General features: G+C 60.6%; 14 protein-coding genes. 9 read left to right on the forward strand and 5 right to left on the reverse strand.

Annotated elements, in window-relative coordinates:
* Positions 1–58: 58 nt before the first annotated feature.
* Genes QZ648_RS18930 through QZ648_RS18940 form a run of 3 tightly spaced genes read right to left on the reverse strand, consistent with a single transcriptional unit; the run spans position 59 to position 2,408 of the window.
* The gene (locus tag QZ648_RS18930) at positions 59–1,204 is read right to left on the reverse strand and encodes a nucleotidyltransferase family protein (protein WP_169065123.1); all 1,146 of its coding nucleotides are present in this window, start codon (positions 1,202–1,204) and stop codon (positions 59–61) included.
* On the reverse strand, positions 1,204–2,121 hold the full coding sequence (locus QZ648_RS18935; RefSeq protein WP_169065122.1) for an HprK-related kinase A: 918 nt from the start codon (positions 2,119–2,121) through the stop codon (positions 1,204–1,206). Before QZ648_RS18935 ends, QZ648_RS18930 begins: the two co-directional genes overlap by 1 nt.
* Complete coding sequence (locus QZ648_RS18940; RefSeq protein WP_169065121.1) at positions 2,118–2,408, reverse strand: HPr-rel-A system PqqD family peptide chaperone; 291 nt, start codon at positions 2,406–2,408, stop codon at positions 2,118–2,120. The genes QZ648_RS18935 and QZ648_RS18940 overlap by 4 nt, the downstream gene beginning before the upstream one ends.
* A 625-nt stretch (positions 2,409–3,033) precedes the next feature.
* On the opposite strand from QZ648_RS18940, the gene QZ648_RS18945 reads away from it, so the two are divergent.
* Positions 3,034–3,309 (forward strand): hypothetical protein, encoded by a 276-nt coding sequence (locus QZ648_RS18945; protein ID WP_291997964.1) that lies wholly within the window; start codon positions 3,034–3,036, stop codon positions 3,307–3,309.
* Positions 3,310–3,539: 230 nt separating this feature from the next.
* On the opposite strand, the gene QZ648_RS18950 is transcribed toward QZ648_RS18945, so the two are convergent.
* Together QZ648_RS18950 and map are read right to left on the reverse strand one after the other, a co-directional pair.
* A complete protein-coding gene (locus QZ648_RS18950) occupies positions 3,540–6,146 on the reverse strand; it encodes a [protein-PII] uridylyltransferase (protein ID WP_169065119.1) in 2,607 nt (868 codons plus the stop codon).
* 181 nt (positions 6,147–6,327) lie between these two features.
* Entirely contained in the window at positions 6,328–7,131 is an 804-nt protein-coding gene (gene map / locus QZ648_RS18955; protein ID WP_169065118.1) for a type I methionyl aminopeptidase, read from the reverse strand.
* Positions 7,132–7,486: 355 nt separating this feature from the next.
* Between map and rpsB the strand changes: the two genes are divergently transcribed.
* The 8 genes from rpsB (at position 7,487) to rseP (ending at position 14,797) form a co-directional block, all read left to right on the forward strand.
* Complete coding sequence (gene rpsB, locus QZ648_RS18960; protein ID WP_291997965.1) at positions 7,487–8,230, forward strand: 30S ribosomal protein S2; 744 nt, start codon at positions 7,487–7,489, stop codon at positions 8,228–8,230.
* A 110-nt stretch (positions 8,231–8,340) separates the two neighbouring features.
* Positions 8,341–9,234, forward strand: a complete 894-nt coding sequence (gene tsf, locus QZ648_RS18965) for a translation elongation factor Ts (protein WP_169065117.1) — start codon at positions 8,341–8,343, stop codon at positions 9,232–9,234.
* Positions 9,235–9,275: 41 nt separating this feature from the next.
* Positions 9,276–9,998, forward strand: a complete 723-nt coding sequence (pyrH, locus tag QZ648_RS18970) for a UMP kinase (protein ID WP_169065116.1) — start codon at positions 9,276–9,278, stop codon at positions 9,996–9,998.
* 11 nt (positions 9,999–10,009) lie between these two features.
* Positions 10,010–10,570: a ribosome recycling factor gene (gene frr / locus QZ648_RS18975; protein ID WP_169065115.1), complete on the forward strand. Its 561-nt coding sequence runs from the start codon at positions 10,010–10,012 to the stop codon at positions 10,568–10,570.
* A 22-nt stretch (positions 10,571–10,592) separates the two neighbouring features.
* The gene (gene uppS, locus QZ648_RS18980) at positions 10,593–11,390 is read left to right on the forward strand and encodes a polyprenyl diphosphate synthase (RefSeq protein ID WP_211203600.1); all 798 of its coding nucleotides are present in this window, start codon (positions 10,593–10,595) and stop codon (positions 11,388–11,390) included.
* A complete protein-coding gene (locus QZ648_RS18985; RefSeq protein WP_169065114.1) occupies positions 11,383–12,222 on the forward strand; it encodes a phosphatidate cytidylyltransferase in 840 nt (279 codons plus the stop codon). The genes uppS and QZ648_RS18985 overlap by 8 nt, the downstream gene beginning before the upstream one ends.
* Positions 12,219–13,433, forward strand: coding sequence for a 1-deoxy-D-xylulose-5-phosphate reductoisomerase (ispC, locus tag QZ648_RS18990; RefSeq protein ID WP_291997966.1), 1,215 nt, complete (start codon positions 12,219–12,221; stop codon positions 13,431–13,433). Before QZ648_RS18985 ends, ispC begins: the two co-directional genes overlap by 4 nt.
* Positions 13,430–14,797, forward strand: coding sequence for an RIP metalloprotease RseP (rseP, locus tag QZ648_RS18995; protein WP_169065113.1), 1,368 nt, complete (start codon positions 13,430–13,432; stop codon positions 14,795–14,797). The genes ispC and rseP overlap by 4 nt, the downstream gene beginning before the upstream one ends.
* Positions 14,798–14,801: the final 4 nt, after the last annotated feature.

The raw sequence follows: 14,801 nt of genomic DNA on the forward strand, positions 1-14,801 counted from the left end.
TGTGTTTATTTACAGTATATCGTCCTATCCAGCCTTTGTTGCTGCCTGCTCTTTCCGGCTACTGCTGTTTGAGATCGAGCTGGGCCAGGTCGACCCGTTTGCGGAATCCGCGAAAGCGCAGCCAGGCCTTGTGCGACAGGTGCTTGATGAGCAGGCCGGGTGGCATTCGCAACCAATGGGCGCGCACATAAATCAGCCAGCGGGCCAGAGCCGCCAGGTGGGAAGGGTGATCCGGGTGTCCGGGCAGCAGGGCGAGGGGGATCAGACGATTCATCAGCTTGCGGATCGGCCAGGCAGGCGCCGCGTCTTCCAGTTCGTGCAGCACATCCGGGGGAATCGGTGTGCCAAAAAATTGATGCGCATGATGCAGTCCGTAGAACAGTGGGCGCTGGAAACCCAAGGCGCGTGCTCGTGGTACGAGGCTCGCCCAGAAGGCAGGCTCCTGACCATGGTGGCAAAGCAGATCATGGACATCGGCCAGATCCCGCAAGCGCAGACCCTCGTCGGGATCGCCCTCGAGAAACAGGTGCACCAGGGCGTGCAGTATCATGTCGGCAGGCGCAAGAACGCGCAGCCGCGGGTCGGCGAGCGTCCGGGCGGCCGCAAAAAGTGGTGCGGGAGCCGAGGCCAGATGGCTGGTCTTCGGTAAGAGCCGATGGTGGATGTCGATTTCAGTGCCTCGCTCACGGTGACGGAGCGGAGGAATCTCGTGCATCCAGACGCGGTAGTAGCGGTCGTCGTAGGGGTCGATTTCTGTCTTGAACCAGCCACGTTCGACCAGTCTTTCCTCGATCTCCCTGACCCGATCTTCAGGTACCAGAAGATCCACGTCGGCAAAGATTCGGCCCTGTGCGGGCGGCAGGTCGGCGAGAAGATAAGCGGTCCCTTTGAGCAGAATCAGCGGTGCATCGATTCCCTTGAGCGCCCAGAGCAAACGGTTTACTTCCCACGAGATCAGTGTTTTCCGATGCTTGATGACGTTGCGGGCGGCTCTCAAATGGGCTGCCACAGGTGGTGGGATGTCGCCAAGCAATCCTGCATGGTGCAGTGCGGATTCCAATCGTCCGAGCACCCGGGCGCGACGAGCCACGCGCAACAGCAATTCCCAGTCGGCGAGGGACAGAGCGGGCAGCGTTTCCGGCATTTTCAGGGCGTCGAGCAGGAGCTTCCGCGCCCGCAGCCTTTCGTTCGCAACCTTGGCCATCAGCGATCCATGCTGTTGCAAAGCTCGTCAAGCGCGGGAATAGCCTCGTTGAGATCGGAGTACACCAGCGAATAGCAATCACAGGCGTGAACCATGTCCGTAACCAGTCGAAAAGCTGTTTCGTCGAGCACGTCGTAGTTGAATGCGTTGGTCGCGACCATCAGGAAGGCCTGGCTCCTGGACATGGGTTCGAGCGTGAGCGGCGCGCCGGAAACCCAGCGCGGGAAGATCAGCCAGCGCGGCCGGGCTGGCTCCTGCGCGCGCCTGATGCTGTCCAGCGGCGGCCGTACATGCGCTACCGTACCTTTGCGGGTCGCCAGGAAAGATGGCCCGATGATCGCTTCAGGTCTGAATCTTCTGATAACGTCGATCGACTCGTTCTTCAGCGGGATCAGGCGCGGTATCGGGAGCAGCAGGCCATCTTCGGGCCGCACCAGGCCGAATTCGTCCGAGAGCAGGCGCCATCCGGAGTGGACGAGCGCAGTACAGAGGGTCGATTTGCCGTTACCGGGCGAGGCGGGGAACAGGATTGCCCGGCCATTACGCTCGACTGCCGCCGAATGCAGGAGCAGCAGATGATGCGCTCGCGTTGCCACGCACCAGTTGATTCCCCATTCGAGTGCTGGAAAGGCGTGTTCAACCGTATATGGCGCGAAAGGGAACTGCCCATCGACACCGAAACATGCCTGGCGGCGCAGCCAGCGACGTAGCCCGCGGGGAGCGCAGATCTGGACGTGGAAGTCACAGATTGCCGTGGTCTCCGGAAGGGGATAAGGTTCGTAAAGCTGGTGCGCGTGCGCGGCGAAGGAGTCCAGGTCGGAACGAAGCCGGAGGTTGAAGGGACCAAACTGCAGCGCGACCCCGTCGCCGGCCAACTGTTCACCGAATTCCCGGCGATTTAGGTCACCGACATTCATTGAGCGGTGCTGACATCGTCCGCGGACTCGACGAGGCCCAGTTCCTCAAGCCTCATGGTGGCAAATGCAAAATCGTCGGCGGCGAGTTCACCCAGGTCGACGCCGAGGGCAGCTTCGGTCCGCTCCTTCGCCGTGGCCGTCGACAGCGAGCCGTGCTCCAGGCACTTCAGGATCTGTGCGGTTGTCTCGTTGAAAACATGTGTTTCGGCGGAGGAAGGCTGATAGACGAGATAGACATCACCCCAGTCCTGCCAAATCAAACCGCGACCAGCTGCCATCAAGATCATCAGTTCTACCTGATCGGAGGGGAAAGTGGTACCCCCGAGGTCGCCTGAGCTACCCCGAATGTCTTGAGGCGAATTTTACTCCACAGCGAAGACTTCTGCGGATGTGCCGGCCAGGGATTACCTCATCCCTGCAGGGAGCTGGCACTTGCCGAGCTGAGAATCGCAACCGTCTTGTCGCTGAGGTGGCTTCCCGTGTCGCCACAATAGAACAGTCCGCCGCCGCCTGAGGCGGGGCCGCCTGCTGAGGTTACGGGCAGTACCGACGCTGGCTGCGTCAGCACCTTTGTGGAACCAGGCGTGGTTGGATAGTCGGGACAGACAGGGGGAAAATCTGCGTTGATGCAAACGTCCCCCGCGTCCGCTGGAGAAAATTTTCCATCCGCGGGAAGCTGCACCAGTCTGGCTCCTGTGCAAGAAGCCGCAGCCAGCGCCCCGCTGCGTAAAGTCAGAACCAATGGCGCGAAGGCTACCGCGCCGCGCACCAGGCGTCGACGCTTGTTCTCCGGGGCCGAAGCGGCACCTTGGATGACTGCTTCGGTAGTCGTGGGCGATAAATCCATCGACCCCTGCGAGTCGTCAATTGATTTATTAGTCTTCATCATGCTGCTCCCAAAGTTTTCTGAGCTTGGACCACACGCTGCAAATCCAGTATTCTTGTTTCGTCGTTGTCGGTAAGCATCTCGTCATCCTCTCCAGCAGCTCCGCCGGCGACTACCATCCGGTGAAGGCTGGCCCGCCGTTCCACGGCGATCACCATTCCAGAACCGACATCCACTTCCACCCGACCAGAATCATTGTAGCGTTCTCGGTCAGGACCGACCGCGAATTGCGTCACGGTTGCGCCAAGCTGGCAGCGAGCAATCGCTGCCGTGAGATCCTGCTTCCGATAGCCAAAAAATAACCGTTCAGAAAACTATAAGCAAGCTTTATTCCATGCGCTGTTAAAAAAGAGAATAAGCCCATAAATCATGCCATTGCCTGTTCGTCGCTTGGCGTCGATCGATCCTCGAAGGTTTCGGTGTAAAAAAAACCGACACTTGAGCAGGCGTTTTCGCCGAGCGTTTTTCTGATTCTCTTGTTACAGGGAGGTTTTGGAGATGCTCATCGTCGTCGCGCCCGCCAAGAAGGAAGTCAGAGTTTCAAACGTTCCAGCAACTCGGTTTCCAGCTTGATCCGGCGGGCAGTCATGCCGAGGTCGCCGCCGCTGATCAGAAAGGTATCCTCAATCCGTTCGCCGAGAGTGGAGATCTTTGCCGTATGTAGGTTAGCACCATGCGCGGCCAAAGTCATGGCGATGGTGTACAGCAGGCCGGGACGGTCGGCAGCGCTTACCGAAAGCACGTAGTGCAAGCCTTTCTCGTCGGGCTCGATGGTCACCAGCGGTTGTATCGGGAAGTGCTTGACCTGTCGCGAGATGCGTCCGCTGCCCGGGGCCTCCGGCGGGCCCGGGTGACTCAGCCGTTCTTCCAGTTCGTGTTCGATGAAGCTGATCATCGCGCGATCACTGCCGAGTTCGCCAACCTTGAGCAACATGAAGCTGTCCAGGGCGTAGCCGTGACGGGTGGTGTGAATCTTGGCGTCGACGATGGTGTAACCGGCGCGGGAAAAAAAACCGACCAGGCGCGCGAACAGATCGGGCTGATCCGGCGCGTAGATCATTACCTCCAGGCCCTCGCCCTGCGGGTTGATGCGCGCTTTGATGACTGCTTGTTCAACAACCGGCCGATAGTGCAGGGCACGCGTATGCCACGCGATCTCTTCTGCGGAATGGCGCAGGAAGTACACGGTGTCGAGTTGTTTCCACAGGCGTTCGTGTACCGCGTCGGGAAGGGCAAAATAGCGCAGCAGGCGCAAGGCCTCTTGTTGCCGTTCCTCGATCAGCCCCTGCCTGACGGGAACTTCACCACCGGCCAGGAGTGACCGGCAGGTGCTCCGGAACAACTGTTCGAGCAGTTGCCCCTTCCAGCTGTTCCAGACTTTCGGGCTGGTGCCGCGTATGTCGGCGACGGTGAATAGGTAGAGCGCTGCCAGGTGGCGTTCGTCCTTTACCGTCGCAGCGAATGCGCCGATCACTTCGGGGTCGCCAATGTCCTGCTTCTGGGCGACGGTCGACATCAGCAGATGCTGCTCGATCAGCCACACAATGAGCTCGCTATCGACGGCATCGAGGCTGTGATCTGCGCAGAACCTGGCGGCATCGACCGCGCCGAGCTGCGAGTGATCTCCCCCTCGTCCCTTGGCGATGTCGTGGAACAGGGCGGCGATGTAGAGCACCCAGGGACGGCGAAAGTCGCTCATCAATTCGCTACACAGCGGATACTCGTGGGTGAACTCATCGGCGAGAAAGCGTCGCAAGTTGCGCAGGACGCGCAGGATGTGCTGGTCTACGGTGTAAACATGGAACAGGTCGTGCTGCATCTGGCCGACAATCCTGCCGAAATTCGGTAGATAGCGGCCAAGTATGCCGAACTGATTCATGCGCCGGAGTTCATGCAGCACGCCGCGTCGCTGCTGCATGATTTCGAGAAAGCGCGCGCGATTGTCGGGATGGTTGCGGAACTCGTCGTCGATCAAGGTGCGCGCGTGCCACAGCGCGCGCAGGGTGCGTGCGGTCATGCCCTGCAGCGCGGGATGCTTCTGCATCAGCAGGAAGGCTTCGAGGATGGCGGCCGGTTCGCGGTCAAAGACCTCGTCATCGGTGATGTCGAGAAAATCGTGGGTAATCTCGAAGCGTTCGTTGATTGGCTCTGGTGCCTGGTCCGGCAGCGGTGATATGGCGGCACCGATATTCAGCAGCAAGATGGTGTTGATCTGGGTGACTTCTTTTGCCGTGCGATAGTACTGTTGCATCAGCAGTTCGCTGGCCCGCCGGGTCGCTGTCGCCTGGTAGCCCAGCTGCTCCGCGAGCGCCGTCTGGTAGTCGAAGAGGAGGCGATCTTCACGGCGGCCGACATGAACGTGCAGACGGGTACGCAACTGTTGCAGGAACTTGATGCTGCGCTGCAGCTGGGTTTCTTCTTCGTGAGTCAGAAAACCGTATTGCGCCAGCTCTGCCCAGGTAGAGCCGTAGCCTGCCGCGCTGGCAATCCAGAGGATGGTTTGCAGATCACGCAGTCCCCCCGGGCCTTCCTTGCAGTTCGGCTCCAGGCTGTAGGGCGTATCGTCGTAGCGCAGATGGCGTTCATCCTGTTCGCTGCGCTTGGCTTCGAAGAAAGCAAGCGGATCAAGGACCTGCTCGAGCGCGGCCGAGAACGCCTGGAACAGCTCGTCGCTGCCGATCAGCAGGCGCGCTTCGAGTAGCGCCGTCTGGATCGTGAGGTCGCTGGCAGCAGCCTGCGAGCACTCGTCGACGGTGCGCACGCTGGGAGCGACTTCCAGGCCAATGTCGTAGCAAAGGGTGACCGCCTGTTCCAGCTGCGTCGTCAGATCGCCGTCGGGCGGTGCGGGGAGAAGCAGCAGCAGGTCAACATCCGAGGCTGGATAGAGCTCGCCACGCCCGTAGCCACCGACCGCGAGCAAGGCCAGAGACGCCGGCAACTGCAGCGATCGCCACAGGTCGCAGAGAACTTCATCGATCAGGCAACAACGCTCGTGCAACAGGCGCGGCGCATCGCCGCTGGCCAGATAACGCTCGCGGATCGCCGCCTGGCCTTGTTGCAGATGTGAGCGGTACTGCGCGACCAGCGCCAGCGGGTCGACGGTGGCGGCGTCCACCGGCTTAATGTGAAAGTCGCGCATGCGACTCACCAACCTCCCTTCTCCCCCTGCGGGAGAAGGGTCGGGGGTGAGGCGGGGAATTCAGGGAGCATGCTCCCTGCCTGCCGAACGATTCCGGCGTGCAAGCCGGAATGCGCACTGCAAGTGAGAGGGGGGCGGTCATGACTTTCATGATCAGGGGTGTCTCGACATGTCATGACCGTTAGGCCCGGATTCCCGCGGGCGGTGGCCGCGTCCCCTCGGACACGGTAAGCACTTCGTAACCCGTTTCAGTGACCAGGATAGTGTGCTCCCATTGCGCAGACAGGCTGTGATCCTTGGTAACGATCGTCCAGCCATCGGCCATGGTCTTGATCGCCGCCTTGCCGGCATTGATCATTGGCTCGATGGTAAAGACCATTCCTGCCTGTAGTTGGAGGCCCGTGTGTGGGCGGCCATAGTGAACAACCTGCGGTTCTTCGTGGAACTTGGCGCCAATACCGTGACCACAGAACTCGCGGACCACCGAGTAGCCCGATTTCTCTGCCTGCTGTTGAATGGCATGGCCGATATCGCCGAGGTGCGCACCCGCGCGAACTTGCGCGATGCCCAGCCACAGGCATTCGAAAGTGATCTCGCACAGTCGCCGCGCTTGAACCGAGGTTTCTCCGATCTGAAACATGCGGCTACTGTCGCCGTGATAGCCGTCTTTGATGACCGTGACATCAAGATTGACGATATCGCCGTTCTTCAGTTGCCGATCGCCGGGAACGCCGTGGCAGACTTGGTGGTTCACCGAGGTGCACACCGACTTCGGGTAGGGTCGGTAGCCTGGTGGCGCGTAGTTGAGGGGCGCCGGAATGCTGCCCTGAACATCGACCATGTAGTCGTGGCAGAGGCGATCAAGCTCGCCGGTCGTGATTCCCGATCGCAGGTGTGGCGTGATGTAGTCGAGTACTTCGGCCGTGAGTCGGCCGGCGACACGCATCTTTTCTATTTCCACGGGGGTCTTGAGTGTAATGCTCATGCGTTCGGGTCGCCGCCAAGGGTAAGAGCGGCAAGGATAAAGGAAGCGACCGGCTTAGGCAATTTGCCGAGCGCACTCGGTGCGCCGCGGACATTCCCCGGGCGCGTCGGAGGCGCCGCTGGGGAAGGACCTGCGAAGTCATTTGAAATGCAGGGGCCCCTGATGGTACTATCGCCCGGTTTTGCTGGCTGCGGTCAGCAAAGCGGGAAGCTGCGCCGCTGGGGCGCAGCGGGTGTGCCGACGAGGCACGCCTCATTTCGCACATTCGCCTGTTCAAGGGTGCCTGCCAACATAACACGGCAGACTGTAGCTCGGCGGATGGTGGTCAAACCCTGAATATAGAGAGTAAAAACATATGTCTACAACGATGCGTCAGATGCTCGAGGCCGGCGTCCATTTCGGTCACCAGACACGTTTCTGGAATCCCAAAATGGCGCCTTATATTTTTGGTGCTCGCAGCAAGATTCATATCGTCAACCTGGAAAAAACGCTTACCAAATACAACGAAGCCATGACCTTCGTGCGCAAGCTGTCTGCCAACAAAGGCAACATTCTGTTTGTCGGGACCAAGCGCCAGGCGCGCGAGATCATGGCCGAAGAAGCTTCGCGATGTGGCTCGCCGTACGTCGACCAGCGTTGGCTGGGCGGCATGTTGACCAACTTCAAGACGATCAAGCAGTCGATCAAGCGTCTCAAGGACATGGAAGGCATGGTCGAAGATGGTTCTCTTGAGCGCCTGGGCAAGAAAGAGGCGCTGATGACCACGCGCGAATTGGACAAGATGCTCAAGTCGATCGGTGGCATCAAGGACATGGTGACCTTGCCCGATGCGCTGTTCGTGATTGACGTGGGTTACCACAAGATCGCCATTACCGAGGCCAACAAGTTGGGTGTTCCGGTGGTGGCGGTTGTCGATACCAACCACTCGCCGGAAGGCGTTGACTACGTTATCCCGGGTAACGACGATTCTTCGCGCGCCATCCGTTTGTACGCGCGCGGTGTCGCCGATGCCGTTCTCGAGGGGCGTAGCCAGTTTGTCGAGGAAATCATCGAAGCGGTCTCTGGCGACGAGTTCATTGAAGAGGCCAGCGACGACTGATCGTCGCCTGCTGCGACCGTGCGGCGTGCTGTCGCCGTCGGTCTGTTTGTTCTGAATGTTCAGTGAGGCACGGCCGGCACTACCGGCCGTGTTCACAAGTGGAGAATGAAATGGCGGAAATTACCGCAAGCATGGTTAAAGAGTTGCGCGAGAGAACCGACGCGCCGATGATGGAGTGCAAACGGGCGCTGACCGAGGCTGCTGGCGACCTGAGCAAGGCTGAAGAAGTCCTGCGCGTCAAGCTTGGTTCGAAAGCGAGCAAGGCGGCAAGTCGTATTACCGCCGAGGGTGTGGTGGCGATCCATCTATCAGCTGACGGCAAAGTGGGCGCGCTGGTCGAAGTCAACTCCGAGACCGACTTCGTTGCCAAGAACGATGACTTTCTGAAGCTGGCCAGTGATTGTGCGGCGCTGGTCGCCAGCCATGATCCAGCCGACGTGGCTGCCTTGTCGGCCCTGCCGATGGGTGACGGGACCGTTGAATCGACGCGTACCGCATTGGTGGGCAAGATCGGTGAAAACATGTCGATTCGGCGTTTCGTGCGCATGCCAGCCACAGGCCAGCTCGCTTCGTATGTTCATGGCGGTGCCAAGATCGGCGTCCTGCTTGACTACGTGGGTGGTGACGAGCAGCTGGGCAAGGATCTGGCGATGCAAATCGCCGCCGGGAAGCCGAAAGCGCTGGATTCGACGGGCGTTGCCGCCGATCTGATCGAGAGCGAGCGGCGCGTTGCCATCGAGAAGGCGAAAGAGGCCGGCAAGCCGGAAGCGATGCTGGAAAAGATCGCCGAGGGCTCGGTGCAGAAATTCCTCAATGAGGTGACCCTGCTTGGCCAGGTCTTCGTCAAGGCCGAAGACGGCAAGCAGACGATTGCGCAATTGCTCAAGGCCAAAGCGGCGTCGGTTGCCGGCTTCACGCTGTTTGTGGTTGGCGAAGGCATTGCCAAGAAAAGCAACGACTTCGCGGCCGAAGTGGCTGCTCAGGCTGCCGCTGCACAGAAGTAAACGACGACCCGTACCCAGACCGACCAAGGAGCCAGACGACGATGTCCGACAACTCGCCGAAATACAAGCGCATCCTGCTCAAACTCTCCGGTGAGGCCCTCATGGGGTCCGATGCATACGGCATCAACCGGCAGACGATTGCGGGAATCGTTGCCGAAATAAAGGGCATTGTCGACATGGGCGTCCAGGTCGGTGTGGTGATCGGCGGTGGCAACATCTTTCGTGGTGTTGCACCCGCCGCGTCCGGCATGGACCGGGCGCAGGCAGACTACATGGGAATGCTGGCGACGGTGATGAATGGCCTGGCCTTGCACGACGCCATGCGTTCGGCCGGAATGGTCTCGCGCGTCCAGTCGGCGCTGAACATCGAGCAGGTGGTCGAGCCGTACATTCGTGCCAAGGCCATTCGCTATCTGGAACAGGGTCGAACGGTGATTTTCTCTGGCGGTACCGGCAATCCTTTCTTCACTACCGATACGGCAGCCGCTCTGCGTGGCGCCGAAATCGGCGCTGAAATCGTCCTCAAGGCGACCAAGGTCGATGGTATCTACTCGGCCGATCCGAAGAAGGATCCGCTGGCCATCCGCTATGACCGGATCAGCTTCGACGAGGCGATCGCCCAGAGCCTGGCGGTGATGGATGCCACGGCTTTCGCACTTTGCCGAGACCAGAAGTTGCCGATCAACGTCTTCTCGATTTTCAAGAAGGACGCTTTGCGGCGGGTTACGATGGGCGAGCACGAAGGCACCCTGGTGTATTGCTGAAGGAGACCAAGATGTCCATAGCAGATGTAAAGAAGACGACAGAAGCGAAAATGCACAAGTCCCTGGAGGCGCTGCGCAGCGACCTCGCCAAGGTACGCACCGGACGCGCTCACATCGGTCTGCTCGACCATGTGCAGGTCGAATACTACGGCTCGCTGGTGCCGATCAACACCGTCGCCAACGTGACCTTGATTGATGCCCGTGCGCTCGGAGTTCAGGCTTGGGAAAAGGGGATGGCGGCAAAGGTCGAGAAGGCCATTCGCGACTGCGACCTGGGGCTCAATCCGTCGTCGCAAGGCGATCTGATCCGCGTGCCGATGCCGATGCTGACCGAGGCGCGCCGCCGCGATCTGATCAAGGTTGTGAAGGCCGAGGCCGAAGGTGCCAAGGTCGCTGTCCGCAATTTGCGGCGGGACGCCATGGCGACGCTGAAAGAGATGCTCAGGAACAAGGACTGCTCCGAGGATGAGGAGCACCGCGCCCAGGACGACATTCAGAAGCTCACTGACCGCCACGTGGCGGAAATCGATCAGCAACTCAGCCACAAGGAAACCGAGTTGATGGCTATCTAGGGCTTTCGGAGCAGTTATAGAAATGGCTCTTTTCGCCAGTTCCACTCGCGACGTTCCGGTGACGTCGGTGGTGCCTCGGCACGTGGCGATCATCATGGACGGCAATGGTCGCTGGGCCAGGAAGCGCTTGTTGCCGCGCTTTGCGGGCCATCATCGCGGCGTCGAAACGGTGCGTGCCACGGTCAAGACCTGTCTTGAGCGGGGTATCGAGTTCCTGACGATTTTTGCGTTCAGTTCCGAGAACTGGCGTCGTCCGCAGGAGGAAGTTTCCCTTTTGATGCAACTCTTCGTAAAGGCATTGAAGGATGAAGTCAGCAAGCTGCATCGTAACGGTGTTCGCCTGCGGGTGGTAGGCGATTTGTCGCGCTTTGAGCCGGAGCTGCAGGCGCTGATCCGCAGTTCCGAGGAGCGCACCGCCGACAACAAGCGCCTGATCCTGACGGTGGCCGCGAACTACGGCGGGCGCTGGGATATTCTTCAGGCAGTCAACCGCATGTTGCTTAGCGAGCCGGGAAAGAACGGCGAGTGGACCGAGAGCGACATGGCGCCGCATCTGGCGATGAGCTACGCGCCAGAGCCTGACCTGTTCATCCGCACCGGCGGTGAGCAACGGATCAGCAATTTCCTGCTCTGGCAGCTGGCGTATTCCGAATTCTATTTCACTGACCTGCTTTGGCCGGAATTTGATGCGACGGCTTTCGATGCCGCGCTGGCCTCTTTTCAGCAGCGCGAACGCCGCTTCGGACGAACCAGCGAGCAGCTGCTTGGCGATTCTCCTGCGACCACCGCGGCAGCGACGAGCCGGCGCATAGATGCTTAGGACGCGGGTAATCACCGCGGCCTTCCTGTTTGCCGCTTTCTTTGCCGCCCTTTTCTACCTGCCGCCCGCGGGTTGGCTGGTCTTCGTCACGGCGATAGCCGCCGTCGCCGCCTGGGAGTGGGGGGCGTTGATGCGCCTTGCTGCTGTGGCACGGATCGCGCTCGGGGTTCTCGCCGTCGCGCTGTGTGCCTTGCTGAGTGCCGTCGAACCGGCGGCTGTTGGGCTTGGCACGGGTTTTTCTCAGCCGGCAGCGTGGCGTCTGGGTGCTTTCCTCTATTTGCCGGCGGCCGCTTTCTGGCTGCTCGCGGTGCCCATCTGGCTTCGTCAACGCTGGCCTTTGTCGAACGCGGTGTTTGGCCTGCTCACCGGCTTGCTCTTGATCCTGCCAACCTGGTTGGCCCTGGTACAGCTACGGCAAGCGGGCCCTCTCGCCCTGCTGGCGATTATGGCCGTCGTCTGGCTGGCGGACATTGCTGCCTATTTCGCCGGCCGCCGCTTCGGGAAACACAAGCTGGCCGCCAATATCAGCCCGGGAAAAACCTGGGAGGGGGCGATCGGGGGGGGCATCGCCGTCCTCGCCTACGGTTTTCTGTTGTCATCGAAACTGCCTGTGGTGCTGGCCGAGAAGCCTTTGCTGCTGCTCCTGGTGTTGATCGCCCTGACCTCGATCAGCGTCGTCGGCGATCTCTTCGAGTCGCTGCTCAAACGCCAGGCGGGGCTGAAGGATAGCAGCAATGTGTTGCCAGGCCATGGTGGAGTTCTCGATCGTATCGACAGTCTCACCTCGACACTGCCGCTGGTGGCACTCGTTTGGCTGTTGAGCTTCTCGTGAGGGCTGGCAGCGCTGGCAGCACCGTGCAAAACCTGACCATCCTCGGGTCGACCGGGTCGATCGGGGCCAATACTCTGGACGTCATTCGCCGCCATCGGCAAAGCTATCGACTGGTGGCTCTGTGTGCGCATCGGCAGATCGATCGCCTGTTCGAGCAGTGCCTCGAGTTTCAGCCGCGCCATGCGGTGGTCGGCGAAGCGGCGCTGGCGACTGAACTGGCGGCACGCTTGCTCGCCGTCGGCTGCCAGACCGAGGTTAGCTACGGTCCTGATGCGCTGCTGCGCATGGCGGCCCTGCCGGAAGTTGATACCGTCATGGCCGCCATTGTCGGTGCGGCTGGCTTGCCGCCGACCTTGGCAGCGGCCGTCGCCGGCAAGAAGATCCTGCTCGCCAACAAGGAGGCTCTGGTCATGGCCGGCGCGGTCTTCATGCGCGCTGTTCGCCAGAGTGCTTCCATCCTGTTGCCGATCGATAGCGAACATAATGCGATCTTTCAGTCCTTGCCGAGTGGTTATACGGGTGATATCGACGACGGCGGGGTGCTCGGCCTGTATCTCACCGCCTCGGGTGGTCCGTTTCGCCTGACGGCGCTTGCTGACCTCGCTGCGGTCACTCCGGAGCAGGCTTGTGCGCATCCGAACTGGGTGATGGGACGAAAGATTTCGGTCGATTCGGCGACGATGATGAACAAGGGTCTGGAGGTGATCGAGGCGCATTGGCTGTTCAACGTCCCGGCCGAGCGCATCGAAGTGGTGATCCATCCGGAAAGCATCATCCATTCGCTGGTTCAATACGCTGACGGCTCGGTGATCGCCGAACTTGGCAATCCGGACATGCGCACTCCAATCGCGCATGCGCTGGCTTACCCGCGGCGCATGACTGCGGGCGTCGAGCCTCTGGATCTGTTCAAGGTCGCGTCGCTGCATTTCGAGCGCCCGGATCTGGAGCGTTTTCCCTGCCTTGCCCTGGCCTATCGTGCGCTCAAGGAAGGCGGCTGCGCGCCAACGACCTTGAATGCCGCCAACGAAATAGCGGTCGAAGCTTTTCTTGACGGGCGGATCGGCTTTACAGCGATTCCCCGAGTCATTGCTGGCGCCATGGACCAGCTACCGGTAACCCGGGTGCCAGGCTCGCTGGCCGAAGTTCTTGCCGCCGATCGCATGGCGCGCGCCGCCGCCGAGCAATTCGTCGTCACCCTGGGCCGACCATGAGCAGTTTTCTGTACTACCTGGCGGCATTCGCTCTGGCCCTCGGAATTTTGGTCGTGGTGCATGAGTTCGGCCACTATCTGGCCGCGCGTTGGGTGGGGGTCAAAGTGCTGCGTTTCTCAGTCGGTTTCGGCCGGCCGCTGTGGGCGAAGCGCTTGGGGGCGGACGGCACCGAGTGGGCCATTGCGGCTTTCCCCTTGGGCGGTTATGTCAAGATGGTCGACGAGCGCGAAGGCGATGTTGCTGTCGAAGACTTGCCGCGCAGCTTCAATCGGCAGCCGGTGCTGTCGCGAATTCTCATTGTTGCCGCGGGCCCGGCCGCCAACTTTCTGCTCGCTATCGTGCTCTATTGGGGACTCTTCTGGCACGGTACCGAGGAGTTCAAGCCGCTGCTGTCTGCACCGGTTGCGGCCAGCGCCGCCGCTGCGGCCGGCCTGGAAGACGGTGAGTTGGTGCTCAAGGTGGCTGGTGAAAAAGTTCAGACCTGGCAGGAGATGCGCTGGCTGCTGCTGCAGCGGGCGGTCGATCAGGATCTCATCGACCTCGAGGTGATCAATGCGCGCCACGAGATCAGCCTCCGTCGCCTCGATGTCTCGCCTGTCCGTCAGTCGGGCTGGGAGGGGGACGCCTTGGGACGGCTTGGCCTGGGCCTCTTCCGCCCAGAACTGCCGGCGGTGTTCGGGACGGTCAGTGGTAACAGCGCTGCGGCCGACGCTGGGTTACTTTCGGGAGACGAGGTGCTGGCCGTCGATGGGCAGGCGATCGGCAACTGGTCGGACTTCGTGCACATCGTTCGCGGCTCGCCTGGCAAGCCGCTTAGTCTGGACTTGCTGCGCAATGGGCAGCAGATTACGGTCACGGTGACGCCGGCTTCGGTCGATGAGCAGGGGCAGGAGGTCGGGCGCATTGGCGTCGCAGTGAGTGATGGCGATCGGTCGCGAGCCGAGTTGATGGTCACCGTTAGCTATGGCCCCCTGGCGGCACTGAGCAAGGCGGTTGGGGAAACCTGGGACAAGTCGACCTTCACCCTGCTGATGATCGGCAAGATGATCACCGGTGACGTGTCGTGGCGAAATATCAGTGGGCCGGTGACCATTGCCGACTACGCTGGCCGATCGGCGAGGCTGGGAGTGGACTATTACATCAAGTTCCTGGCGCTGGTCAGCATCAGCCTCGGTGTCTTGAATCTGTTGCCGATCCCGATTCTGGACGGGGGGCATTTGCTGTATTATCTCGTCGAAATCATCAAGCGTGGGCCAGTTTCCGAGCGCAGCATCGAAATCGGTCAGAAGATCGGTATGGCACTCCTGTTCATGCTGATGGCTTTCGCTTTCTACAACGATATCAATCGACTGTTTTCCGGCTGAGTTC

The sequence above is a fragment of the Candidatus Accumulibacter sp. ACC012 genome (genome assembly GCF_907163155.1).
Classification (GTDB): Bacteria; Pseudomonadota; Gammaproteobacteria; order Burkholderiales; family Rhodocyclaceae; genus Accumulibacter; species Accumulibacter delftensis.